Below are 26473 nucleotides of genomic sequence, written 5' to 3' on the forward strand. Positions count from 1 at the left end.
TTCTTAAGTGCCAGCTCTTTCCTTAAAATAGTACTTTATATTTTTGGTGCAAATAGCGTTGCAAACCATTCAGTAATGACGAGCGCGAACAATAATAGGGTCTATTTTAATAGTGTTTTTACCATAAATTTATCGCTATTATATCATAAGACACCGCATTATGATTACTATTCTTATTTAATTTATATATCAAATAATGAGTGCATTTCTATCGATATTTTTTAATACCGCACCTCTTCATTTTTTTTCGCTGCTTTAACAACTTTCTTCTCCTCCTTATAATTGTACTCACCACCCAGATGGGGACAACTTTGTAGTGTATTTACATCTGTAAAAGGCACCACTTCTTTTTCATATTTAAAAATTTCAGATAAATCATTAATCATATCTTTATCTCCTGTCGCCATTTCTACATCATCCATAGTAAATTGTGAAGGATGTTCATAACCCGCTGCGTGGGTCATCTCTAGCAATTCTTTTCTAAAATTCTTAAAATAATAATGCGCGCGTATTGATTTTGTATCTACATCAATCCCACGTTGTTTCCATTGGCTTTGAGTGGCTACTCCGCTTGGGCATTCATTAGTGTGACATAGTTTTGCTTGAATACAGCCTATAGACATCATCGCTTCACGCGCCACGTTAATGCAATCTACACCCATGGCAAAGGCCATTACTGCTTTGGCTGGAAAACCTAATTTTCCGCTTCCAATAAATACGACACGGTCTGTTAATTTGTGTTTCTGAAATATTTTATAAATGGCAGAAAACGCATAAATCCAAGGCAATGCCACGTGATCTGCAAAGCTAGGTGGAGCGGCTCCAGTACCACCTTCACCGCCATCAATAGTAATAAAATCTGGACCTTTGCCAGTGGCTGCCATTATGGATGCGAGCGCTTCCCAATCTTCCAGTTTTCCTATAGCTGCTTTAATCCCAACAGGAAGTCCCGTGTTTTCTGCAATGTTTTCTACAAATTCAATCAAACCATCCACGCCACTAAAAGCAGAATGTGTAGGAGGAGAGAGTACATCTTTTCCTACTGCTACATTTCTAATTTCAGCAATTTCTTTTGTTATTTTCTTACCAGGGAGTACACCTCCTTTTCCGGGTTTTGCACCTTGTGATAATTTCACTTCTACGGCTCTAACTCGTGGGTTGTCTATCGTTAACTTTTTTATCATTTCCATAGAAAAATTACCGTCGTCATCACGAACACCAAAATACCCTGTCCCAAAATGAAATACCACATCGCCACCTTGCTTATGATAAGGAGAAAGCCCGCCTTCACCAGTGTTATGGTACGCGTGCGATAATTTACATCCTATATTAAGTGATGCAATAGCGCGAGCCGAAAGGGACCCAAAACTCATCGCAGACACATTAATCACAGAAGCAGGACGAAAAGGTCTTCTCCGTCTTCCTTCTCCCATCACTTTTGCACAAGCCAAAAAGTAAGGGTCTTTAATGTTAGGGTGTTTGTCTGCTAATTTAAAAGGCATCATTGCATTTTTTACAAAAATGTAATTAGGTTCGTAGATATCTCTATCAGTACCAAATCCTTCGTAATTATTTTCGTTCTTAGCCGAAGCATAAATCCAACCTCGCTCAATACGATTAAAAGGGAGCTCTTCACGATTGTTCGCCACTAAGTACTGCCTAATCTCAGGCCCAATGCTCTCCAGCATATACCTAATGTGCCCTACCACAGGGTAGTTGTGCGTAATCGTGTGTTTGTGTTGTAAAACATCATAGATGGCAACAATTGCTAGCGCCACTATAATCCAGGCCCACCACGGTACTGATGTTAAAAAATTTAAAACTTGTTCCATAAATAGTTTTTGGGCTATAATTTAATCTTGTGTCAATTGTCAATTGTTAAAGGTTAAACGAGAAAATGTAGCTATGAATCTGGACGCCGTAAAAATGTAATAAATGATACTAAATCAATAAATCGCAGTTTCCGATTAACTTCTTTTATTCATTCAAAAAATCTAAGGCTAACTGGCTCAAACTTTTTACACCAAGCAACATCCCTGCATCATCAATCATAAAATCTCGAGTATGATGTGGAAAGGGTTCTGTGTTTCCTGGCGTCATTCCACCTAAAAAGAAATACACCCCCGGAATTTTCTCTTGATAATAACTAAAATCCTCGCCGCCGGTAATCGCTTTCATATCCAATACCTTGTCAGTACCTGCTACACTTTTTAACGTAGTAATTGCTTTTGTTGTTAAAGCCGGATCATTGTAGGTCACCACGGTATTATTTTGCCACGCTATCGTTGCTGTGCCGCCATATGCTTTGGCAATATCTGCTGCCATTTCTGTCATTCTTCTAATTATGTGGTCTCGCATATCTGGGTCGAGTGTGCGCACTGTGCCTATCATCTCTGCAGATTCAGGTATCACATTAAAACGCGTACCGCTGGTGATTTTTCCCACTGTAATCACTGCAGGAGCTGCGATGAGGTAAGATTCTCTAGATATAATAGTCTGAAAACCATCAATAATTTTTGCTGAAATAAGAATAGGATCAACCCCTGTCCATGGTGCAGAACCATGCGAACCTTTTCCTTGCACGTCTACAACAAAGCGTTCTACGGCCGCCATAATACCTTCTGGTTTTAAGGTGATTGTTCCTACGGGTGAGGAAGAATTAATGTGCAAGCCATAAATAGCATCCACTTTTGGGTTTTCTAAAACTCCATCTTTAATCATCAATTTAGCACCCCCTTCCTCTCCTGGAGGTGGACCCTCTTCTGCGGGCTGAAATATAAATTTTATCGTTCCATTAATTTTGTCCTTGTGCTTGCTTAGTACCTCGGCAACTCCCATCAAAATGGCAATATGGGTATCATGACCACACGCGTGCATCACGCCAGATTCTGTGCCTAAAAAAGTATCTGTCACATTACTTTTATAGGGAAGATCGTTTCTTTCGGTGACCGGTAAACCGTCAATGTCTGCCCTTAAAGCAACCACTTTTCCTGGATTATCGCCCTTTAAAAGTGCAACAACACCCGTGATTGCAACGCCTGTTTGTACTTCCATACCGAGTGCCTCAAGATGTTCTGCAATCTTTGCCGCTGTTTTAAATTCGCGATTAGAAAGCTCTGGGTTTTCATGAAAATAATGACGCCAGTCAATAACCTTATTTTCAATATTGTCAATATCCTTGAGGATATCAGCATTCATTTGGGCACTTGCTGAGAATGCAGTTACAGCGATCAAAAACATGAATAGGTAGTTTTTCATATGTAGAAGTATTAATTATCGTAAGGAGGTTAAAGATATTCAAATCATAGTAGACTTCTATTCTATTCGCTTCAGAAATAAATAAACCTTGAAACCTCCTTTCTATTCTTACTACTGAAATGATTACAAACTTCGATTTCTAACGCCACTGCCACTTTTCACACTTCGTTTTAGATTTTCTCTCTTGTTTATAACTTCGGAAATTTCATTTATTTCAATCCTCTGAATTTGCGTAATTTGACAGTCCAAAAATTAATTAAATACAGCATATTTCCGAAGTTAAAATCGGGTGCTTAAAATTTCAGAAAAAACGTGCAAGAATATTTAAATCAGTTAAACGAAGCCCAGTTGGCGCCCACTATCCAGAAAGATGGAGCGATGATCGTGATTGCCGGCGCAGGTTCTGGAAAGACGCGTGTGTTGACATTCCGTATTGCATATTTAATGTCGCAAGGGGTAGACCCATTTAACATTCTGGCATTGACTTTTACTAATAAGGCGGCGCGTGAGATGAAATCACGTATCACAACCATTGTAGGAGCAAGCGAAGGGAAGAATCTTTGGATGGGAACTTTTCACAGTATTTTTGCAAAGATATTACGCTTTGAAGCGGACAAACTAGGCTATCCATCAAACTTTACCATTTATGACACCCAGGATTCACAAAGCGTAATACGTGCAGTGATTAAGGAGATGCAACTCGATAAGGATATCTATAAATATAAACAAGTATATTCTCGTATTTCCAGTTATAAAAATAGTCTTGTTACCGTGAAGGCTTATTTTAATAATCCAGAATTGATGGAGGCAGATGCCATGGCAAAAATGCCACGTTTGGGAGATATTTATCAGCGGTATGTAGACAAATGTTTTAAGGCAGGCGCAATGGATTTTGATGACCTGCTCCTAAGAACCAATGAGTTGTTGACTCGTTTTCCGCAAGTACTAGCAAAATATCAAGACCGTTTTAGGTACATTCTTGTGGATGAGTACCAAGATACAAATCACAGTCAGTATTTAATTATAAAAGCGTTGAGTGATCGCTTTCAGAATATATGTGTCGTAGGCGATGATGCGCAGAGTATTTATGCTTTTAGGGGTGCCAATATTAATAACATTCTCAACTTTCAAAAGGATTATGAGGATGTAAAAACGTATCGACTAGAGCAAAATTATCGATCGACAAAAAACATTGTGAATGCTGCAAATAGCATCATCGAGAAAAACAAAACACGACTCGATAAAGTGGTATGGACCGCGAATGACGATGGTGCAAAAATAAAAGTAAATAGAACCATGACAGATGGTGATGAAGGACGTTTTGTGGCATCGAGCATTTTTGAAAATGCAATGAACGACCAATTGCCTTTTGATAAGTTTGCCATTCTTTATAGAACAAATGCACAATCACGGGCAATGGAAGACGCTTTGCGTAAAAAAGATATCCCGTATCGTATTTATGGCGGACTCAGTTTTTACCAGCGAAAAGAGATAAAAGATGTCATTGCTTATTTACGTCTCGTCCTAAACCCGAAGGATGAAGAAGCCTTAAAACGAGTTATCAACTATCCAGCGCGTGGAATAGGACAAACAACAATAGACAAACTAATTGTAGCAGCAAATCACTACGAGCGCTCTATGTTTGAAGTGATGCAGGTATTAGATAAGGTCGATCTTAAAATCAATGCTGGAACGCGAGGGAAGTTGCAAGATTTTGCCACCATGATTAAAAGTTTTCAAATACTCAATAACGACTACGATGCCTTTATGATTGCGGAGCATATTGCAAAAAAGACGGGGCTGGTAACAGAATTAAAGAAAGACGGAACTCCAGAAGGGATTGCCCGCATGGAGAATATTGAAGAGCTACTCAATGGAATGCGAGATTTTGTGGAAGAACAAAAAGAAATCGCAGATACAAAAGGTTCTTTATCAGAATTTATGGAAGACGTTGCGCTGGCTACAGACGCAGACAGTGATAAAGGGGAAGAGAATAAAGTAGCATTAATGACCGTCCATCTGGCTAAGGGACTCGAGTTTCCTTACGTGTATATCGTAGGGATGGAGGAAGAGCTATTCCCGAGTGGGATGAGTATGAACACCCGCAGCGAACTGGAAGAAGAACGCCGTTTGTTTTATGTTGCGGTTACAAGAGCAGAAAAACATGCTTTTTTGACGTACACACAGTCTAGATATCGCTGGGGAAAATTAATAGATGCGGAGCCTAGCCGTTTTATTGCCGAGATTGACGAGTCTTTCTTAGAGTACTTAACGCCTATGACAGAGTCTCGGTATAAACCTTTGATAGATTCAGATATTTTTGGGGAAGTAGATAAGAGCAAGCTGCGTCTTAAAAAACCAACAGCAGGAAATGCGCCTTCGGGACCCACAGAAGATCAATTAAAAAAATTACGTCGCTTGCGTCCTGTATCGAGTGGCGCAGCCAAAGATTTTGATCCAGTCGCAGCTAATATTCACGTAGGCACTTTTGTGGAGCACGTGCGCTTTGGGAAAGGGAAAATTATTAAGATAGAAGGCGCAGGCGCAGACACGAAGGCTGAGATTAACTTTTCAAATGGCGGGATTAAAAAGTTGCTCTTACGCTTTGCTAAGCTGAATGTGCTTGGCGAGTAGCTGGCAGACAGCGAATGATGAGAAGTGAATGGGAGGGTTAAAAGAGAACCGTGATAAAAGCAATTTTTAAGGAGATAGCAGCTAAGGAGCGAGGTGTATTTCATTTCCAAGACTCAGATGTACGGGTAGGTGGAGGAGTGCAAAGACCTAATGTCAAATGTCTAGTGCATTTTTTAAATTCTAAATACAACATCACTTGTAAGCTTTCGTCGAGTCTGCAAACTGTTGCGTTTGAAAGCACTAGCATTTATCATTTATCAAACTTGTTTTTAAGAAAAAAAAACAGGTTTAAAATAAAGGCTGAAAATGAAAACATTACTTATTTCTTAAAGCATAATAAAGCATTGATATTAAAGTTGCTATTGGTAACAATATGTTAAAGCTAGAAAGTGAAGTCTCTAAAGGTTAATTTAAAATATGGCAGAGTTTATTAAAATATACGACAACAATCCCAACGAGAAGGATATTAAGCGTGTGGTGAATATTATACGAAAAGGAGGCCTGGTAATTTACCCTAGTGATACGGTCTATGCTTTGGGCTGTGATGTGACTAACAAAAATGCCTACGAACGCCTCGCACAAATAAAAGGAGTGAAGCCAGAAAAGGCAAACTTTAGTATTGTTTGTGAAGATTTAAGCAATCTTTCAGACTACGTAAAACAGATAGATGGTGCTACTTTCAAATTATTGAAACGTGCTTTGCCGGGTCCTTATACTTTTATTCTACCTAGTAATAATAAGCTCACAGGTTATTTTAAAAAGAAAAAAGAAGTAGGAATTAGAGTGCCTGATAACGCCATTACGCAGGCACTCATAAAAGAATTGGGTAATCCCATTGTATCAACGTCTATAAAAGATGACGATACCATATTAGAATATACTACAGATCCAGAACTCATTTATGAAAAATGGGGCAAGCTGGTCGATGTAGTCGTTGATGGCGGCTATGGTGATAATGTAGCTTCTACCATCATTGATTTAACCAGTGGAACGCCTGTTTTAGTTCGTGAAGGAAAAGGGAGTTTAGAAATTTAATACGTAACAGCATCACAGAGATGGTATACATACATCTCCATCTAGTAGTCAAGGTCACAATTTTCCATTAAGAGTATCATATCGATCTAGATTGGGTGTTTAATAGAATAAGGTGATCCAATTTAAAGCCAATAAAAAACCCCCTTAGTTTAAAACTAAGGGGGTTTCAATTATTAAAATTTCAGAAGCATTGACTATTGCCCTCCTTTTTCAAGATTTTTCATTTCAGTTTCGATCATTTCGTAAAATTGATCAATCTTAGGAAGTATGTATATTTTAGTTCTTCTATTGAGAGATTTATTTTCTGCACTAGTGTTAGGTACTAAAGGTAAAAACTCTCCACGTCCTGCAGCTATCAGCTGTGCTGGGTTAGCTCCTAACGTAATTAGTTGTCTAACTACTGCTGCAGCTCTCTTTGCGCTTAAATCTAAGTTGTCAATCAATACACCGCCACCACTATAAGGTACGTTGTCTGTATGTCCTTCCACTAGCGCTTCAAAGTCAGGCTTTCCGTTAATTACGGTAGCTACCTTTCCTAGTATCTCGTTAGCTCTTGTAGATAAGTTGTAGCTTCCGCTCTTGAATAATACTTTATCACTTAAAGAGATGAATACCACTCCTTTTTCTACATTGATCTGGATATCCTGATCATCCATACCAACTTCTTTCTTCAGGCTTGTGACTAAGGCAAGTGTTACAGAATCCTTTTTAGTCAAGGCATCTTGTAAACGAGTAATTTTAAGATCACGCTCCTTTAAGCTTTCTAAAGACCTTTCAAGATTATCTGCTCCCTTAGTAGTAAGCATCGTTAAATCTTTTGAGCTTTCTATTAATTGTTGGTTTGAAGCCTTCAGGTCATCTAGACGATTTTGTAATCCTTCTGCTTTTGCTAAAGCCGTAGACCTGTCTGTTAAACACGAGTTAAGCTTAACAGTAGCAGTGTTTAACAAGTCTTCTGTTTGTTGCTGTTTTGCTTGTAATGCGGCAAATTCCTTCTTAGAAACACAAGAGGTTAATGTGAAACCTGCACATAAAGCTAGTAATACGATTTTTTTCATAGTTAAAGATAATTGATGTTAGAATTATATGTCAAAATTATTAAAAGTTAATCCACTTAAATATGTATTAACAATACTTTATCACTTAATTAAGTCACTGAATAAACGCTGCCTTTTTATAAAGTATTGCCACACGATGCTCTTTTGAGCAGCATATCCACGCCGCTTTTTTATATTCTTTCGTTTTGATACGCATCTGGGTAGCAAATAATAAAAGCTAAAATGCGCCTTAAAGACGGCAAAAAAATGGGATGGTTTCGCTTGTAATAGTAATTGTAAAGCAGCAATCCCGTCAAGTACCATTCTTAATAACAATAAAGGTACAACTTTTATCCCTGAGACATTTTTAACGATCATTAATAATGAGTTCCTAAAATTATAAAATGTTTTTTTAGGGTTTTGTGTTTCAAGTGTTGCTCCTCCCAGGTGATACACGGTTGTCCCACCTATATATTTTACTTCTTTGCCTAGACCCCGAAGTCTCCAGCAAAGATCTACTTCTTCTTGATGGGTAAAGAAGGTTTCATCAAAGCCTCCCGCTTCTTTAAAATCTAAATTCCTAATAAACAAACAAGCGCCCGTAGCCCAAAATATAGAAACGGTATCGTCATATTGCCCCTTATCTTCTTCTATCGTGTTAAAAATGCGACCACGGCAGTAGGGATAGCCTAAGGCGTCAATAAACCCACCAGCTGCTCCGGCATATTCAAAGTGTGTTTTCTTTTTATCGTCCAGGATTTTGGGTTGCGCCGCGGCTAGGTTTTCTTCTTGCTGAAATGCCTTAACAACAGGAACTAACCAGTTTTTAGTCACAGCAACATCACTATTCAAGAGTACCAAAAGAGTTTCGTCCAGATGCTGCAAAGCGTCATTGTACCCTTTTGCATAGCCACCATTAGTGGCGTTTTGAATAATCTCCACGCTCGGAAATTCGCGCTGAACATAAGCCACAGAATCATCTGTAGAGGCATTGTCTGCCACATAAACAGTAGCATCGCCAGAATACGCAACCACCGAAGGGAGGTAGGTTTCAAGCAAATTTTTGCCATTCCAGTTGAGTATGATCACAGCGGTTTTCATAGGCGCAAAATACGGTCTTTTTCACAATTTTTGTAATTAACAATACTTTAAAACGTACCAATTAAAAAGTCCTTATTTTTGTTTCAATATTTAATCTATGCCAACCCAACATATTGCCTACGCCAGCACTGGCTATTTTTCAAAAACCGTTTGTGACTATCTTTCACAACAGAAGACCCTTAAGGATTTCTACGGAAATTTTCCTGCCTTGGAGAATTTTGAAAATCAAATAAACCAAAAGGCTAAAAGCTTTAAAGACCTATCAAGGGAGACGCTAGTTAAGCAACTAAAACTTCAATACAAAGGCATTTCAACTTCTGAAGCTACTGAGAAAAATATTGAATCTTTATCAAACAATAATACGTTTACGATTACCACAGGGCACCAACTCAATCTCTTCACAGGGCCCTTGTACTTTTTATATAAGATTATTTCTGTTATTAATCTTTCCGAAGAACTCTGCAAGGCACATCCCGATAATCACTTTGTGCCCGTGTATTGGATGGCAACGGAAGATCACGATTTTGATGAAATAAATTATTTTAATTTTCAAGGAAAAAAAGTAGTTTGGGACAGAGAAACTGGCGGCGCAGTTGGTGAATTGAGCACAGAAGGATTACAACAGGTTTTTATTGCTTTTGAAAATGAACTAAAAAGGAATTTTGGTTTTAGCGACCACGCAAAACAACTTTTAAAACTTTTTAAAAAGGCATATTTGGATCACGGCACCTTAACGGAAGCCACAAGATACTTGGGCAACCAACTTTTTAAAGACTACGGCCTGGTGATTGTAGATGGGAATGACCGTGAGTTAAAACGTGCTTTTATCCCGTACGCAGAAAAAGAACTCACTGCACAGTTGTCTTTCCATAAAGTTTCTGAAACGACAAAAGCCTTAATAGAAGCGGGCTACGGGGAGCAAGTGCATCCCAGAGAGATCAACTTATTTTATTTAAAAGATGGCATAAGAGAGCGCATTGTTGCGGCAGAAGGTAGATACCTTATTAATGACACCGAACTAACATTTACTAAGACCGAAATCTTAGCAGAAGTACAAGAATACCCAGAACGATTTTCGCCTAATGCTTTGCTACGCCCTTTATATCAAGAAGTTGTTTTACCTAATCTGTGCTACACAGGTGGTGGTGGAGAATTGGCATATTGGTTTCAGTTAAAAGATTACTTTGAGTCTGTGGCGGTTCCTTTTCCTATCCTGCTGCTGCGTAATTCTACGGTGCTAATTTCAGAAAAAGCTGGGCAGACTTTGGAGAGGCTAGATGTAAACGTGGAAGATTTATTTAAAAAACAACACGCTTTACAAGCGATGTATACAAAGAAGATTTCTAATATTGAAATTGATTTTTCTCAACAAAGAACGCATTTAAAAGACCAGTTTAAATCAATGTATGAGATCGCGACAAAAACAGACGCCTCTTTTCTCGGTGCTGTTGGTGCGCAAGAAAAAAAGCAATTAAAAGGCTTAGATCATTTAGAGAAACGCTTACTTAAAGCACAGAAAAGAAAGCATGAGGAGCTAGTAATCAAGGTCACAGCACTCCAGGACAGCTTATTTCCGCAGCACTCTTTACAAGAACGAAACACCAATTTTGCCGAGTTTTACTTGGAATATGGTCCAGAATTAATAAATAAACTTAAAAAAGAATTGCGCCCATTAGGTTTGAGGTTCTCTGTAATCGAATTATAGTGTGGTCTTTTCGTTGATTAGACTACGCACGGCTATGCTTAGTGAACCTTTTATTGCAGTGTGTATTTTAATTTATCAAAAGTTAAAATATAATTAGGGTGAAAATTCACCCATTTCAAATCAAATCAAGTCTTGCATCTTGTTTCCATAAATCAAGCGGTCTTTCGTCTTTTTTAAACGCGGTATCTATTGTTTATTATTTGCTGAAAATTATCTTGGCTAGCAGGCCATTAAAGCAATAAATAAATTATTTTTGCCTATGCAAAATAATGTCCTAATTCTTGACTTTGGATCACAATACACACAACTTATCGCAAGACGCGTTCGCGAGTTAAATATCTACTGCGAGATCCATCCCTACAATAAAGTGCCAAAAGATTTATCATCATTTAAAGCCGTGGTTTTATCTGGGAGTCCGTCATCTGTGAGAGCAGAAGATGCACCAACACCAGATTTATCTAATATAAAAGGGAAACTACCCTTGCTTGGTGTTTGTTATGGAGCTCAGTTTATGGCGCATAATTTTGGTGGAGAAGTAACGCCTTCAAACATACGCGAGTATGGTCGTGCAAAATTAACAATGATAAAAGACGGAGAGGCATTGTTCGCTAATATCGCTCAGGATACACAAGTATGGATGAGCCACAGTGATACTATTGGTACTTTACCAGAAGGCGGTGTACGATTAGCGAGTACGCCAGATGTGTTAAATGCAGCGTATAGAATTGACGGAGAAGAAACATACGCGATACAGTTTCATCCAGAAGTGTATCACACAACTGACGGAAAACAATTGTTAGAGAATTTTCTAGTACATATGGCAGGTGTGGAGCAAAGTTGGACGCCAGCGTCCTTCGTTGAAACAACCGTAGCAGATTTAAAAAAGAAAATAGGGGATGATAAAGTGGTACTCGGCTTAAGTGGTGGTGTAGATTCTACGGTAGCCGCTATTCTTTTACACAAAGCCATAGGCAAAAACTTGTATTGCATATTTGTAAACAATGGCTTGCTTCGGAAAAATGAATATAGTGACGTATTGTTACAATATAAAGATATGGGTCTTAACGTAAAAGGAGTGGATGCTTCTAAGCGTTTTCTAGACGCATTAAAAGACCTTTCAGATCCTGAAGCAAAAAGAAAAGCCATCGGGAATGCTTTTATTGAAGTGTTTGATGATGAGGCAACTTCAATACAAGACGTAGTGTATCTAGCCCAAGGAACGATCTATCCAGATGTGATTGAGAGTGTTTCCGTTAATGGACCCTCAGTGACTATAAAGTCACATCATAATGTAGGTGGCTTACCAGATTTTATGAAACTTAAAATTGTGGAGCCGCTTAGAATGTTGTTTAAAGATGAGGTGCGTAGAGTAGGGGCCCAAATGGGAATCGATCCTTTACTTTTAGGAAGACACCCTTTTCCAGGACCTGGATTAGCAATTAGAATTTTAGGCGATGTTACGGAAGAAAAAGTACGCATCCTTCAAGAGGTAGATGCTGTTTTTATCGACGGCTTACGCAAATGGAATCTATACGATAAGGTATGGCAAGCAGGCGCTATGTTATTACCTGTTAATAGCGTGGGCGTAATGGGCGATGAACGTACGTACGAAAAAGTAGTTGCGCTAAGAGCTGTAGAAAGCACAGACGGTATGACGGCAGACTGGGTAAATTTACCATACGAGTTTTTGCAAGAAACAAGCAATCATATAATAAATAGGGTAAAAGGCGTTAATAGAGTAGTATACGATATTAGTAGTAAGCCACCCGCAACGATTGAGTGGGAGTAGGAAAGAAGTTCAAATTTTTGGCCTGGGTTTTATTATTTTTAGAAACTGACTGCAGGTATACCGAATACTTGGAATGGTACTTGTTTCAAGAAAAGTGAATTAAGAATTTCACAAGAGAAAATATATGTTAAAAAAAATCCTGATAACCCCCATGCTAGTGATGCTATTTCTTAGTGTAACTATGATGGCACAAGAAAAGTACAGAAGTCATATAGTGAAGCGTGGTGAAACAATAGCCACAATAAGTAACAAGTATGGTATTTCAGAAAGAGCTATTCTAAAGCTGAACCCAGATTCTAAAGATGGCCTACGGGAGAACGCTGTGATTATTTTACCTAATAATGGAGTAATCGTAAAGCCTGGCACAGGAAGATCGTTTATTATTCATAAGGTGAGAAAAAGAGAAACTTTATTCAGCCTGTCACAGAAATATAATGTGACGATTGACGATATCAAAAAATTTAATAAACAGCTATATGCTACGAGTCTTCGTAAGAATGATAAAATTAAAATTCCGCAAGGCGAGCCAGTCGTAAGTGCCGAAACAGAAGTAACAACAAATACTGAGGTAGCTGCTATAGACAAGCACGCAGTGAAACCTAAGGAGACGGTTTACGGCATTGCAAGAATGTATGGGATCACGATGAATGAACTCATCGCTTTAAACCCGAGATTGACAACAGATTTGCCTATAGGTACAGTACTTAATGTACCAGGTAAAGCAGTTACGGTAACTGCAAATATTGATGATGAGTGCTATGGTTTTTATACGGTGAAGCCAAAAGAAGGATTTTACAGAATAGAGAAAAATCTTGGGATGACCGAAGAAGAAATAGTCGCGTTAAACCCCTATGCAAAAGACGGATTAAAGGAAGGTATGATTCTCAAAATCCCAAAAGGGATTGCAATGATTGAAGCTTCAGGTAGCATAACAACTACAGATCTAGAGCGAACGATTAATAATCGTGAGACAAGAAGAATTGCATTGATGCTGCCTTTTCAATTGAGTAAGACCCAAGTAGATTCTTTAGATTCTAAGGACGTTTTAAAAAGGAGTTCTGCTATGAGAGTTGCATTAGACTTTTATAGCGGTGCGCTATTGGCTACAGAGTTTATGAAAGATAAAGGGGTATCTACCATAGTGGATGTGTATGATACGGAAGGAAGAGAGAGTAAAGTGTCGAGTATTATTAACTCAAACAATTTTAGTGAAGTGGATGCAGTAATTGGGCCATTGCTAGGTGTAACAGTGGCAAGAGCAGCTGCAGATTTAAAACGAGAAAATATTCCTGTTTTTTCTCCTTTAAGTAATCGCGCTATAGATATGACATCAAATCTTTTTCAGACCATCCCGAGTGATGCTATGTTAGGTGATCGATTACTTAAGTATATGAAACCTCTAGCCGTAGACAAAAATGTTATTATAATTACAGATGGGAAAAGTGCTAGTGACAAAGCGAAGCTTGTTGCGGCTTTTCCTGGTGCAACCTTGATAAGTCCTAGAGAGCAAGGATATATTTATGTAGCAGATGTAGATAAAAAACTCACCTCCACTAAAGAAAATTGGGTGATACTAGCAAGTGAGAATCCAATCATTGTAAGTAACGTGGTGCCTATGTTGAATGGAATTCCTGGAGACTACAACATCCGTCTTTTTACTATGGATAAGAACAATGCGTATGAATCTGATGATGTTTCTAATGTGCAATTAGCAAATTTAAATTTCACATTTCCATCTGTAAACAAGAGCTATGATTATTCAGCTAAAAACGCATTTTTAATTAGTTATAAAAACAAACATGGCGTGATGCCTAACCGTTTTGCGGTTCGTGGCTTTGATGTGACCTATGATGTATTATTGCGCTTAGCAAATGCAGATAATGTATATGAAGCCAGTGATGAAGACTTTATGACCGAGTATGTTGAAAATAGATTTAGATACGGGAAAAAACTATTTTCTGGATATGAGAATACGGCGATGTATATTTTAAGATATACAGATAAATTACAATTTGAAGTTTTAGATTAACTCTATGAGCACAGCAACCATAAAATATGTAGGAGGTCTTCGCACAGCGTGCACCCATGTAACATCTGGCAATAGTTTTATTACAGATGCGCCAATAGACAATAACGGAAAAGGAGAAGCTTTTTCTCCTACAGATATCGTAGCGACTGGTCTTGCGAGTTGTATGCTTACCGTAATGGGGATTAAGGCAGAACAGCTTAATGTTTCTTTAGATGGAGCAACCGCTGCCGTTACAAAAACAATGGCAAGTGATCCACGCAGGATTTCAAATATTAAGGTGGTACTTCAGTTTCCGTCTGTTGTTTCAGAAAAAGAACAAGCTATTTTAGAAAGAACCGCAAACACCTGTCCTGTGCATTACAGCCTGCATCCAGATATCGAAAAAGACATTTCTTTTATTTGGGGATAAGAATGGAGTCTCTTTTTTCGTTGTTAGACTTTATACCCATCACATGAAAATTTTAGCACTACTAAGTATCATTTTTTCATTGGTTTCATTGTCAGGTTTTTCTCAAGAAGAGAAAATGAAATGGAATGAAGGGAAACTGCTTAGTTGGGAAGATTTTAGAGGTACTCCTAACGAGTCACAAGATTTTGTGGCCAGCACCAATTCTGGCATTTCACTTGGCTTTAGCAGTAAAACAAGCAATGGAGTTTCAACATACTTCATAGCAATAGATAGTTATTTTTATCCAGACAGGTCGTGGTTTCGTCCAGGTATTGTCGATGATTATATTTTAAAGCACGAACAAACACATTTTGATATTTCAGAAATACATGCTCGTTTGTTAAGAAAAAAACTTGCGGTTCTAGATCAACTTGATCCCGCTTACAAGCTTAAAGTAGAGCAAATTTATAACCATAATGAAAAGGAACGTGCGGCGTTTCAATCTGATTTTGATAGGGAAACATCGCATTCTAAGAACCCTGAAGAAGAACGAGTTTGGGAACAAAAAGTAACGAATCTATTAAAAGAACTAGATGCCTGGAAATAACGAAATGAATCAACCCATAGGTCCAGACCCGAAACATCTTATAGAATTGGCAAACTATAAAATGCCTTTTGGTAAGTTTAAAGGGCGCTATCTTGTAGACCTTCCAGAGCCCTATTACACGTGGTTTAGACAAAAAGGATTCCCAGAAGGCAAGTTAGGACGCCTTATGGCAGAGATGAATGAGATTAAAATTAATGGGCTAGAACCATTAGTTAGAAAATTTATTCGGAAATAGTAATGGTGTGACGCAACCTCTTTTATAAAAGGACATCTTACTAGTATAAAACCGCACACACATGAAGTTAATTGTACTAAAATCGGCCTTTAGGTTCTTTCCAGAAGTATTGCTAACACTCGTGGTTTTGTATTATTGGTCCTTGACCGCTTCCCTTTTTAATCCAGTTGCAATTTTCTTATTAATACCGCTTGCGGTTCTATTTTTATGGAACAACAAAACGCTAGGGGTGATAATCGCATCTATTTTTTTAGTAGCTACGCTCTATTTAAGTCTGGCATTATTTTCAGATCTCATTAAAGTGGAGACATTTTATCCTGAAGGATTAAAGTTATTAGTAGGAGGTATTTTGTTTTTGGGCATTGCAGGTTTTGCAGCAGTATGGATGCTCGTAAAGCACACAAAAAAACCGCCAGGACGTATTATTCTCAATTAGAAGTTTAAGTTTATTTTTTTTTTCATAGTTGCAAAAACCCTCAAGTATCGAACTTGAGGGTTTTCGTCATTAGTGATTTAAGCTAATTATTTGCTTTTTCATCCCATCAGGTAATAGAGAATAGTCTATCTTTGCATCCCGTAAACACATCAAGAAAAGGTATCCATGACTACTACAAAATATATCTTCGTTACGGGCGGAGTTTCATCATCTTTAGGAAAAGGAATTATTGCCGCGTCACTAGCTAAGTTGCTACAAGCTAGAGGCTATCGTGTGACGATTCAGAAACTAGACCCTTATATTAATATTGATCCAGGAACCCTAAATCCATACGAGCATGGAGAATGTTACGTGACGGATGACGGTGCAGAAACAGATCTTGATTTAGGACACTACGAGCGGTTTCTAAATACACCTACTTCACAAGCTAATAACGTAACAACGGGACGCATTTACCAAAGCGTAATCGACAAAGAACGTCGTGGCGAGTTTTTAGGTAAAACAGTACAGGTGGTGCCACATATCACAAACGAAATAAAAGAACGCATCCAGATTCTTGGTAAAAGCGGTGACTATGATATCGTGATTACAGAAATAGGAGGGACGGTAGGTGATATCGAATCGTTACCATATATAGAATCTGTACGACAGTTAAAGTGGGAGCTAGGCGATGATAATGCGCTAGTGATTCACCTAACACTTATTCCTTACTTATCTGCTGCCGGCGAACTTAAAACCAAGCCAACACAGCACTCTGTAAAAACCTTAATGGAAAGTGGAATCAGAGCAGATATTCTAGTCTGTAGAACAGAGCACGAATTGAGCGAAGATTTAAAGAAGAAATTGGCTCTATTTTGTAATGTGCAGAAAGAAGCCGTGATTCAGTCTATAGATGCTTCTACCATATACGATGTGCCAAACATGATGTTAGAAGAAGGGCTAGATGTAGTGACACTTCATAAATTAAAATTATTAAATACAGTAGAGCCAAACCTTAAGCATTGGAATGCGTTCTTAAAAAGACATAAAAACCCGAAGGCCGAAGTGACTATCGGACTCATAGGTAAATACGTCGAGCTTCAGGATAGTTATAAATCGATTCTAGAATCATTTATTCACGCAGGAGCAGAAAACGAAGTGAAGGTGAATGTAAAATCTATTCATAGTGAATATATTAATGCCGAAAATATTTCAGAAGAACTACAAGGACTCAACGGGATTCTCGTTGCTCCAGGTTTTGGAGAGCGCGGTATAGAAGGGAAAATTGAAGCTGTGCGGTATGCACGAGAAAATAACTTACCATTTTTTGGTATTTGTTTAGGGATGCAAATGGCCGTTATTGAGTACTCCCGAAATGTGCTCGGCTTGAAAAATGCAAACAGCATCGAGATGGATCCTGGTACGAAGGAGCCTGTAATTAACTTAATGGAAGACCAGAAAAACATTACAGAAATGGGTGGGACTATGCGTTTAGGTTCGTGGAAATGTGAACTGGTTAAAGGAAGTAAAGTATACGGTATTTACGGAAAAGATACGATAGACGAACGTCACAGACATCGCTATGAATACAACAATGACTACCGTGACGTCCTTGAAGAAGCTGGATTAGCCACGACAGGTACCAATCCAGAAACGGGCCTTGTAGAGATTATAGAAATTCCAGAACATCCTTATTTTGTTGGAGTTCAATACCATCCAGAATATAAGAGTACCGTGGCGAACCCACATCCCTTGTTCGTCTCTTTTGTAAAAGCAGCACACGAACATTCAAAATAACAGACAATCTGGCAAAAATGAAGCGAAGGCTAGGTTTTTGAAAACAAAGAAAAACGAATACAGTATTTTGCTAACCCAAAGCCGTTAGGCAGGAATATTAAAATAACCTCACCCAGAGGCAAGAATATGGAAAAAAGTAAATTTGATTTAAATTCGATCATAGGTTTCTTATTAATAGGAGGAATCCTGATATGGATGCTTTATTTAAATAAGCCTAGTGAAGAAGAGATACTAGCAGAAGAAGCTAAAATAGAGGCAGCAGCTGAGGCGCTAGCAGAAGCAAATAAAGCAAAAGAGTCAACTACCTTAACAGAGGCTACAGAACAAATGGCCATAGCGCCTAATGACTCTGTCGCGATGTTGCAGTTGTCTAGTAAATTAGGATCCTTTGCCTACTCTGGAACTACGGCTGGAACCACCGTTGTTGAAAATGATGTATTATATCTTGAAGTTAGCAACAAAGGTGGGTACATTACGGAAGCACGTTTAAAAAACTTTAGTACCTACGATTCTATTCCTGTATATCTTATAAAGGATGGAAACGCGAGCTTTAACTTAAAGTTCACTTCAGAAAACAGAACGCTTAATACGAGAGATTTATACTTTGAGCCATCATTGTCACAAAACGGACAGAACCAAGTATTGACGATGCGTCTTAAGACGGCCGCAGATAAATACATTGAATACCGTTATGAGTTAATTCCTGGGCAGTATATGACCAATTTTGGGATTCGTTCTCAAGGGCTAGATGGAATATTAGATACAAGTGCGCCGCTAGAAATAGACTGGAAACTAAAAGGATACCGTCACGCAAAGAGTATCTCTTATGAAAACAGATATACGCGTTTAACGTATGAATATGAAGGCGATAAGCACTCAAAGCTAGATCCTACTGGAGAGGATGAAGAAACAGAAAAAGACGTGAGTTGGATGAATTTTCGTCAACACTTTTTTAGTTCTATGATATTGACAGATGATCCTTTTAAAGAAGTGAAATTCAGTTCTGTAGACCTTGTTGAAGACGAAGAAATAGATACGGTGTATACGAAACACTATGGAGCAAAAATGTTATTAGCGCCTAAGGGAGGTGCATTGGCTTATAATATGAATATGTATTATGGTCCAACAGATTATAAAATATTTCAGGAATACGATCGTAACTTAGATGAAGCGATGCCTTTAGGTTGGGGAATTTTTGGAGTGATTAATAAGTTTGTAATCATCCCTTTATTTGGCTTCTTGACAAAATACTTAAGTGCGGGTATTGCGATTATCGTGATGACGATCTTGATAAAGTTATTGCTCTCTTTTGTACAGTACAAGCAATACTTAGCGCAGGCTAAAATGAAAGTATTGAAACCAGAGATTGATGCTATTAAGGCAAAGTTTGAAGGGAACAAAATGAAGATCCAACAAGAGACTATGAAGTTGCAGAACATTGCAGGCGCAAGTCCTCTTAAAGGTTGTTTACCCGCCATTCTGCAAATTCCTGTGTTCTATGCCTTGTTTACATTTTTCCCTACGGCAATAGACTTGAGGCAGAAAAGCTTCTTGTGGGCAGATGATTTATCTAGTTATGATACCATATTAGAACTTCCTTTCAACATTCCATTTTATGGAGATCACGTAAGTTTATTTCCTATTCTAGCATCCCTTGCCATTTTCTATTATATGACGATGACTATGGGCCAGAGTATGCAAGCGCAGCAACAACCGGGAATGCCTAATATGAAGATCTTGATGTACTTGTCACCACTCTTTATGTTAGTGTTCTTTAACAACTATGCAAGTGGATTATCATTGTATTACTTCATTTCAAACTTGATTACGATTGGTATTATGCTCGTCATTAAAAATGTGATTCTTGATGAAGAAAAGATAAAAGCACAGATCCAAGTGAAAAAAGCCAAGCCAAAGAAACAGAACAAGTTTCAGAAGAAGATGGCGAACATGATGGAGCAAGCAGAGCAACAACAGAAAACGGGTAAAAAGAAGTAGATTACAATGGCAATTCTGAACTTGGTTCAGAAAGCAGGATGCAGTTGCAGTAATGGTAAAGGGGTAGAAGTTGAATTTAATAGGAGTTTTGACCAGTTTTTTTAGTACGTACTTGTTGCTACTATTTGGCGCTTCCAAAATGGCGGTCTATTTTTCTTAACTACTAACTACTGGTTACTATGTACTAAAAATTGGCATTCTTTTTGAAATATGTTCATCAGATTCAATAGTTGGACACTTTTCACGTTAGACTTAAAAGTAAATCACTTATGCGTTTTTTAATCCCTTTATTTTTATTGGTTGTTTCCTTCGGAAATGCCCAAGAGATAAACCAAATGGACACCAATGGTGCCCGCCATGGTCTTTGGAAAAAATATTTTGAAGGCACCAAGCAACTTCGGTATGAAGGCACGTTTGATCACGGAAAAGAAGTAGGTATCTTCAAGTTTTATTGTGATGACTGTAAGGGGCAACCTGCTGTTACAAAAGAATTCACATTAGCAAACGCAATTGCTGACGTGAAATACTTTACGGTCAAAGCAAAATTAGTGAGCGAAGGCAAGATGGATGGAAAGTTGAGAATAGGCGAGTGGCTTACGTATCACAAAAAAGGTGCTGGGGTGATGACTAAAGAAACCTACCAGGACGGAAAGCTTACAAATAAAAAATATGTGTACTACCCGAATGGTGTGGTAGCAGAAGAAGCTACCTACGCTAAGGGGCTTCTAGATGGTACCAGTAATTTTTATAGCTACGATGCAAAGTTGTTGAAAGAATTAATATACAAAAACGACTTATTAGAAGGTCCAGCGGTATATTATGACGCAACAGGAGCAAAATTGATGGAGGGCGTTTATGTAAATGACCGAAAGAAAGGCATCTGGAAATTTTATAAAGATGGAGTCGTGGATAAAGAAGAAACATTTCCGAAGCCATTAGAGAAGAATAAGAAAAATTAAGAGTCAGGATGACCTCAATTTTAAAAGTTCTCTTAGGAGGACTTTTTTCATTTTAGTACTATTCTAAAACATAGATTCAATATCTTAAGATTTGAATTTTTAATTATTATGATTTAACTACTACGTGGGCAAGCTCCAAGTGGTAGTTTATTACCTTTGTAAACTATGAAGAATAAAAGGGTTGTTGTTGGGTTAAGCGGAGGCGTAGACTCCAGTGTGGCCGCCTATCTTTTAAAAGAGCAGGGCTATGAAGTCATTGGTCTTTTTATGAAGAACTGGCACGATGACTCTGTGACTATAAGTGATGACTGCCCTTGGCTAGATGATAGTAATGACGCCATGTTAGTGGCGCAGGCGCTGGATATTCCGTTTCAAACTGTAGATTTAAGTGTAGAATACAAGGAGAAAATTGTAGACTACATGTTTAGAGAATATGAGATGGGGCGCACGCCTAATCCAGATGTGCTTTGTAACCGCGAGATCAAGTTTGATGTATTCTTAAAGATCGCCTTAACCTTAGGAGCAGATTTTGTCGCGACGGGTCATTATTGTCGAAAGGGGATTACTTCAGAAACGTCATCAGATGAAACACCTGTTTACCAATTACTATCTGGTAAAGATCCTAATAAAGACCAAAGCTACTTTTTGTGCCAGTTATCGCAGGAGCAGTTATCAAAGACTTTATTTCCTATTGGCGAATTATTAAAACCAGAAGTTCGCAGGATTGCGATGGAGCAAAACCTGGTGACTGCAGAAAAACGAGATTCACAAGGGCTCTGTTTTATAGGAAAAGTGAGATTGCCAGAATTTTTACAACAAAAACTCGCACCTAAAGAGGGGGCAATTATTGAAATTTCCGAAGACAGTGCATTGTATAAAAAAGAACCAGTTTCTTTTTCTTCTGAAACGCAAGAGCTTGAATATTTGTCTTCTAAACAAACCTATAGTATTTCAGAAGGGCAAAAAGTAGGGATGCATCAAGGTGCTCATTATTTTACCAAGGGGCAGCGCAAAGGGCTGGCAGTAGGTGGGACTAAAGAAGCACTTTTTGTGATCGACACAGATGTCAACGAAAATGTGGTCTACACGGGTCAGGGAAAATCACATCCAGGATTATATAGACGCGGCTTGTTTATACAGGCAAATGAGATTCATTGGGTACGTGAGGATATGGCCATTGGAGTAGGAGAAAAGATGGCGGTTGAAGCAAGAATACGATATAGACAGCCGCTTGAGAAAGCAACCCTGCATCGGGTAGAAAATGGATTGTATGTTATCTTTAAGAATGCTCAGTCTGCAATTGCAGCGGGGCAATTTGCCGCTTGGTATCTTGGAGATGAGTTAATAGGAAGCGGAGTAATTAGTTAAATTAAATACTATGAAAAAATTAGTGTTATTATTAGTTGCCGTGTTAGCGGTGCAGACGGGATGGGCGCAACAAGATGCTTTAGTGTTTTTTGAGAGTAAAGCCGGCGTGGCAGAAGCATTGGCAAATCCATCCACCATATTAACACAAGTATCTCTAGATCGAAAAGCGATGCACAACGTTGCTATTGATGAAAGAGACGTACCTGTAGATGAGAATAACATAAGCTTGTTAAAGGCAGAAACTGGAATCACAGTGCACGCAAAATCTAAGTGGATGAATGCTGCTTACGTAAGAGGAACCCAGACGGGCATTGAAGACCTTGTGAGTACTGAGTATGTGGCGTCTGTTGAGTTTATGGATAAATCATTAAATTTTGCACCTACTTCGCCGTCAACGTTTAATGATAAATTTGAGTTTGAAAATAATTTAGTGAGCACGGTGTACAACTACGGTGATGCTACAAATCAAACAGAAATGATTCATATCGATTTTGTACACGAACAAGATTTTACGGGTGATGGAATGATAATCGCGGTAATGGACAGTGGTTTTCCTAATGTGTTTACAAATCCTGCTTTTAGTCACGTTGTAGACGATAATCGATTTTTAGGCACCTATGATTTTGCTTTAAGACAAACAAATGTAGATGGAACGGGTTCACATGGAGCGAGAACATTGAGTGATATAGGTGCCATTGTAGAAAACGAGTTTGTAGGGACGGCACCAGACGCTTCGTTTTATTTATTTAGAACAGAATTTGGACCATCAGAAAATCCAGTAGAAGAAGCTTGGTGGGTAGAAGCATTAGAAAGAGCTGATAGTCTGGGGGTAGATGTTGTCAATACCTCTTTAGGATATCAGGATTATGATAATGCTGCCTATGATCATTCATATGAAGATTTAGATGGTCAAACGACTATTGGATCTCGAGGAGCAAATTTAGCTTTTGACAAGGGGATGGTTTTAGTAACTTCTGGTGGAAACGATGGGAATGGTTTTGGTACAGTTGCCTCTCCAGCAGATGCTCCCGGAGTGTTAAGCATTGGTGCTGTTGACAGTGACGGTAACTATGCCTCTTTTAGCTCTAGGGGTCCAACGGTAGATGGTCGCATCAAACCAGATGTGATGGCGCAAGGAGCGAGTGCGGCTGTGGTAAGTGAAAACGGAAACGTCACTACGAATAGCGGAACCTCTTTTAGTAGTCCAATAATTGCTGGCGCTGTAGCGAGTTTATGGCAGTCTCGTCCAGGGACACCTAATGGGCAACTCATGCAAATAATAAGAGAATCTGCGCACTTGTTTGACAACCCTACAGATGAAATGGGTTATGGAATTCCAAATTTTGAAAGTGCATACCAAGCACTGCAGGTCTTGTCTGTAGAAGATGCATTGTTAGAAATAAACTTCGCTATTTATCCAAATCCAGTTGGCGATGTAATGAATGTGTCTTTCCCAAAGCATATAGCGCAGGCTACGCTAAGGCTTTATAATATATTGGGCTCAAAGGTGCTGGAGCAAAAAATTTCAGTAACCACAAATAGCATTGAAGTTTCAGATTTAAAGTCTGGGGTGTATTTAGCGAGTATTTCAGCAGAAGGGAAAACGAATAGTTTTAAAGTTATAAAAGAGTAATGCAAAATAAGATTACGAAACTTTTTGGTATAGAATATCCGCTTATTCAAGCAGGAATGATCTGGAACAGTGGTTGGCGTTTGGCCAGTGCTGTAAGTAATGCAGGAGGTTTAGGTTTGCTAGGCGCAGGCTCTATGTATCCAGAGGTGTTAAGAGAACATATATTGAAATGCCAAGCTGCGACAGATAAACCATTTGGTGTAAACGTGCCTATGCTATATCCTAACATAGAAGAAATAATACAGCTCATCATTGAGCTAGACGTCAAGATTGTCTTTACATCTGCAGGGAACCCAAAAACGCATACACAAAGATTAAAGGAACACGGTATTATCGTGGTCCACGTAGTCAGTAGTGTCAAGTTTGCATTGAAGGCGCAAGAGGCAGGAGTAGATGCGGTTGTGGCAGAAGGCTTTGAAGCAGGTGGGCATAATGGACGTGATGAGACCACTACATTTACCTTAATCCCAATGGTGAAAGAAGCAATAGCTATTCCGTTAATTGCTGCAGGAGGGATTGCAACAGGAAGAGGAATGCTGGCTGCAATGATTCTTGGCGCAGATGCGGTGCAAGTAGGAAGTAGGTTTGTTACTAGTGAAGAATCGAGCGCACATAGGGCTTTTAAAGACCTTGTAGTAAGTGCTAAAGAGGGAGATACCTTATTAACTTTAAAAGAATTAGCCCCCGTACGTTTATTGAAAAATAAATTCTTTGATGATGTGATGGAGCTCTATACAAAGAATCCAAGCAAAGAAGAACTTATAGAATTATTAGGAAGAGCAAGAGCAAAAAAAGGAATGTTTGAAGGGGACCTTGTTGAAGGAGAACTGGAAATAGGACAAATCGCTGGGCTTATTCACGATATTAAACCGGCTGCCGCAATAGTTGAAGAGATTATAGCTGAGTTTGAATCTTTGAATGGGAAGAAGATATACTAGTGTATCAATGCACTTTGTGAAACAATCTATGCCAGAAAAACCACTTCTTAAAGTATCTTTGAAAAAAACGACCCTATGCCTTTAAATAATAACGATATATTTAAAAAACTAAGAGTTGCACACAAGCTGCGCGACGATGATATTATAAAGATTCTTACATTGGTAGAATTTAATGTCACTAAAAGCGAACTCAATGCCTTTTTCAGAAATGAAACGCATCCTAAGTATATGGAAGTGGGCGATCAGATTCTTCGTAATTTTCTCAATGGGCTTATCGTCCACTTAAGAGGACCCATGCCTCCTAAGAAAAAAGACTAAGCGTTGTACAATGCAGTCTTATAACGTATCTTTGCAAAAATTTTAAAACTGAAACATGCAAGACGGAATATACGTTAAGATCACAACAGAAAAAGGAGAAATCCTTGGTCAACTTCATTACAAGAGAACGCCAGGAACAGTTGCAAACTTTGTAGCCCTAGCGGAAGGTAATTTAGAAAACAAAGCAAAACCACAAGGAACACCATATTACGATGGATTAACATTTCATCGTGTGATTCCAAATTTCATGGTACAAGGTGGTGATCCAGACGGAACAGGTGCTGGTGGCCCAGGGTATAATTTTGATGACGAATTTCACCCAGAATTAAAGCACGACACCCCAGGAATCTTCTCTATGGCAAACTCAGGACCAGCAACTAACGGTTCTCAGTTTTTTATCACACACGTACCTACAGATTGGTTAGATGGTAAGCATACCGTATTTGGTAAAGTGATAGAAGGTATGGATGTTGTAAATGATGTAGCACAAGGGAATACCATCCAGAAGATGGAAATCATTCGTGAAGGCGATGATGCAAAAGCATTTAATGCGGTAGAAACTTTCAGGAAATTTAGCGGTGCTAAAGCAGAAAGAGAAGCAGCAGCAAGCAAAGAACAAGAAGCGTCTATGGCAGAACTTGTTGTTGGTTTTGATAAAACAGAAAGCGGACTTTACCACAAAATTATTCAAAAAGGAGATGGCCCTAAGCCAGCATCTGGAAATACGGTATCTGTTCACTATAAAGGAATGTTACCTGACGGGACTACATTTGATTCTTCATACAAAAGAGGAGACCCAATTGAGTTTCCAGTGGGAATGGGACACGTTATTGCAGGTTGGGATGAAGGAATCTTAATGCTCAATAAAGGAGATAAAGCACGTTTTGTAATCCCAAGTGAATTAGGATACGGAGCACAAGGAGCTGGAGGAGTAATACCACCAAACGCTACTTTAGTTTTTGATGTTGAACTTATGGACATCAAAAGTTAATAACCCTGTTACAATTTATACTGAAAAACGCTCCTATTTGATAGGAGCGTTTTTTATTTTTAAACTGTTTTCCATTTGATAATATTTCAGAAGCTATGAGCAAACCACAATTTCCTATAGGACCCTTAAAAATTCCAGCCACCATCTCAAGAGATGACCTTGATAAAGCGATACAGGTTTTAAAAGTTTTCCCCACACAACTGAAACTATATACTCAAGCCCTAGCTAATGCGTAATT

Annotated in this window: 22 protein-coding genes; 18 read left to right on the plus strand and 4 right to left on the minus strand. The window is 38.5% G+C overall.

All coding sequences use genetic code 11. The features are described from left to right. Positions 1 to 221 precede the first annotated feature (221 nt). Complete coding sequence (locus ABXT71_RS08300) at positions 222 to 1832, minus strand: FMN-binding glutamate synthase family protein (protein WP_415370862.1); 1611 nt, start codon at positions 1830 to 1832, stop codon at positions 222 to 224. 145 nt (positions 1833 to 1977) lie between these two features. Continuing rightward, positions 1978 to 3258, minus strand: a complete 1281-nt coding sequence (locus ABXT71_RS08305; protein ID WP_415370863.1) for an amidohydrolase — start codon at positions 3256 to 3258, stop codon at positions 1978 to 1980. A gap of 312 nt (positions 3259 to 3570) precedes the next feature. On the opposite strand from ABXT71_RS08305, the gene ABXT71_RS08310 reads away from it, so the two are divergent. Beyond that, positions 3571 to 5892: an ATP-dependent helicase gene (locus tag ABXT71_RS08310; protein WP_415370864.1), complete on the plus strand. Its 2322-nt coding sequence runs from the start codon at positions 3571 to 3573 to the stop codon at positions 5890 to 5892. A gap of 417 nt (positions 5893 to 6309) precedes the next feature. Further along, entirely contained in the window at positions 6310 to 6927 is a 618-nt protein-coding gene (locus tag ABXT71_RS08315) for an L-threonylcarbamoyladenylate synthase (RefSeq protein ID WP_415370865.1), read from the plus strand. Positions 6928 to 7121: 194 nt separating this feature from the next. Here ABXT71_RS08315 and ABXT71_RS08320 read toward each other — a convergent pair whose 3' ends face one another. Together ABXT71_RS08320 and ABXT71_RS08325 are read right to left on the minus strand one after the other, a co-directional pair. Further along, complete coding sequence (locus tag ABXT71_RS08320) at positions 7122 to 7985, minus strand: OmpA family protein (RefSeq protein ID WP_415370866.1); 864 nt, start codon at positions 7983 to 7985, stop codon at positions 7122 to 7124. An 81-nt stretch (positions 7986 to 8066) separates the two neighbouring features. Further along, the gene (locus ABXT71_RS08325) at positions 8067 to 9065 is read right to left on the minus strand and encodes a glycosyltransferase family 2 protein (protein ID WP_415370867.1); all 999 of its coding nucleotides are present in this window, start codon (positions 9063 to 9065) and stop codon (positions 8067 to 8069) included. 97 nt (positions 9066 to 9162) lie between these two features. On the opposite strand from ABXT71_RS08325, the gene bshC reads away from it, so the two are divergent. From bshC to ABXT71_RS08405, 16 genes are all read left to right on the plus strand, one after another. Further along, complete coding sequence (bshC, locus tag ABXT71_RS08330; protein ID WP_415370868.1) at positions 9163 to 10770, plus strand: bacillithiol biosynthesis cysteine-adding enzyme BshC; 1608 nt, start codon at positions 9163 to 9165, stop codon at positions 10768 to 10770. Between the two features lie 259 nt (positions 10771 to 11029). Then, complete coding sequence (guaA, locus tag ABXT71_RS08335; RefSeq protein WP_415370869.1) at positions 11030 to 12559, plus strand: glutamine-hydrolyzing GMP synthase; 1530 nt, start codon at positions 11030 to 11032, stop codon at positions 12557 to 12559. A gap of 181 nt (positions 12560 to 12740) precedes the next feature. Next, the gene (locus tag ABXT71_RS08340) at positions 12741 to 14588 is read left to right on the plus strand and encodes a PBP1 and LysM peptidoglycan-binding domain-containing protein (protein ID WP_415370870.1); all 1848 of its coding nucleotides are present in this window, start codon (positions 12741 to 12743) and stop codon (positions 14586 to 14588) included. Positions 14589 to 14592: 4 nt separating this feature from the next. Then, a complete protein-coding gene (locus tag ABXT71_RS08345; protein ID WP_415370871.1) occupies positions 14593 to 14997 on the plus strand; it encodes an OsmC family protein in 405 nt (134 codons plus the stop codon). A gap of 43 nt (positions 14998 to 15040) precedes the next feature. Continuing rightward, positions 15041 to 15583 carry a DUF922 domain-containing protein gene (locus ABXT71_RS08350; protein ID WP_415370872.1) on the plus strand — a complete coding sequence of 181 codons (543 nt, stop codon included), beginning with the start codon at positions 15041 to 15043 and terminating at the stop codon, positions 15581 to 15583. Next, positions 15570 to 15818 carry a DUF3820 family protein gene (locus ABXT71_RS08355; protein ID WP_415370873.1) on the plus strand — a complete coding sequence of 83 codons (249 nt, stop codon included), beginning with the start codon at positions 15570 to 15572 and terminating at the stop codon, positions 15816 to 15818. The genes ABXT71_RS08350 and ABXT71_RS08355 overlap by 14 nt, the downstream gene beginning before the upstream one ends. Before the next feature lie 61 nt (positions 15819 to 15879). Further along, complete coding sequence (locus ABXT71_RS08360; RefSeq protein WP_415370874.1) at positions 15880 to 16254, plus strand: hypothetical protein; 375 nt, start codon at positions 15880 to 15882, stop codon at positions 16252 to 16254. A 165-nt stretch (positions 16255 to 16419) separates the two neighbouring features. After that, a complete protein-coding gene (locus tag ABXT71_RS08365) occupies positions 16420 to 18030 on the plus strand; it encodes a CTP synthase (RefSeq protein WP_415370875.1) in 1611 nt (536 codons plus the stop codon). Between the two features lie 126 nt (positions 18031 to 18156). Further along, positions 18157 to 20028, plus strand: a complete 1872-nt coding sequence (yidC, locus tag ABXT71_RS08370; RefSeq protein WP_415370876.1) for a membrane protein insertase YidC — start codon at positions 18157 to 18159, stop codon at positions 20026 to 20028. Positions 20029 to 20297: 269 nt separating this feature from the next. Next, positions 20298 to 20987, plus strand: a complete 690-nt coding sequence (locus ABXT71_RS08375; protein ID WP_415370877.1) for a hypothetical protein — start codon at positions 20298 to 20300, stop codon at positions 20985 to 20987. 165 nt (positions 20988 to 21152) lie between these two features. Then, a complete protein-coding gene (mnmA, locus tag ABXT71_RS08380; RefSeq protein WP_415370878.1) occupies positions 21153 to 22355 on the plus strand; it encodes a tRNA 2-thiouridine(34) synthase MnmA in 1203 nt (400 codons plus the stop codon). A gap of 10 nt (positions 22356 to 22365) precedes the next feature. Beyond that, positions 22366 to 23988: a S8 family serine peptidase gene (locus ABXT71_RS08385; protein ID WP_415370879.1), complete on the plus strand. Its 1623-nt coding sequence runs from the start codon at positions 22366 to 22368 to the stop codon at positions 23986 to 23988. Next, positions 23988 to 24926, plus strand: a complete 939-nt coding sequence (locus ABXT71_RS08390; RefSeq protein ID WP_415370880.1) for an NAD(P)H-dependent flavin oxidoreductase — start codon at positions 23988 to 23990, stop codon at positions 24924 to 24926. The genes ABXT71_RS08385 and ABXT71_RS08390 overlap by 1 nt, the downstream gene beginning before the upstream one ends. A 75-nt stretch (positions 24927 to 25001) precedes the next feature. Beyond that, the gene (locus tag ABXT71_RS08395; protein WP_415370881.1) at positions 25002 to 25244 is read left to right on the plus strand and encodes a DUF1456 family protein; all 243 of its coding nucleotides are present in this window, start codon (positions 25002 to 25004) and stop codon (positions 25242 to 25244) included. Between the two features lie 55 nt (positions 25245 to 25299). Continuing rightward, positions 25300 to 26235 (plus strand): peptidylprolyl isomerase, encoded by a 936-nt coding sequence (locus ABXT71_RS08400; RefSeq protein ID WP_415370882.1) that lies wholly within the window; start codon positions 25300 to 25302, stop codon positions 26233 to 26235. Between the two features lie 95 nt (positions 26236 to 26330). After that, a complete protein-coding gene (locus tag ABXT71_RS08405; RefSeq protein WP_415370883.1) occupies positions 26331 to 26471 on the plus strand; it encodes a hypothetical protein in 141 nt (46 codons plus the stop codon). The last annotated feature ends 2 nt before the right edge of the window (positions 26472 to 26473 follow it).

Origin of the sequence: Patiriisocius sp. Uisw_047 (genome assembly GCF_047730165.1) — a bacterium.
Classification (GTDB): domain Bacteria; phylum Bacteroidota; class Bacteroidia; order Flavobacteriales; family Flavobacteriaceae; genus Patiriisocius.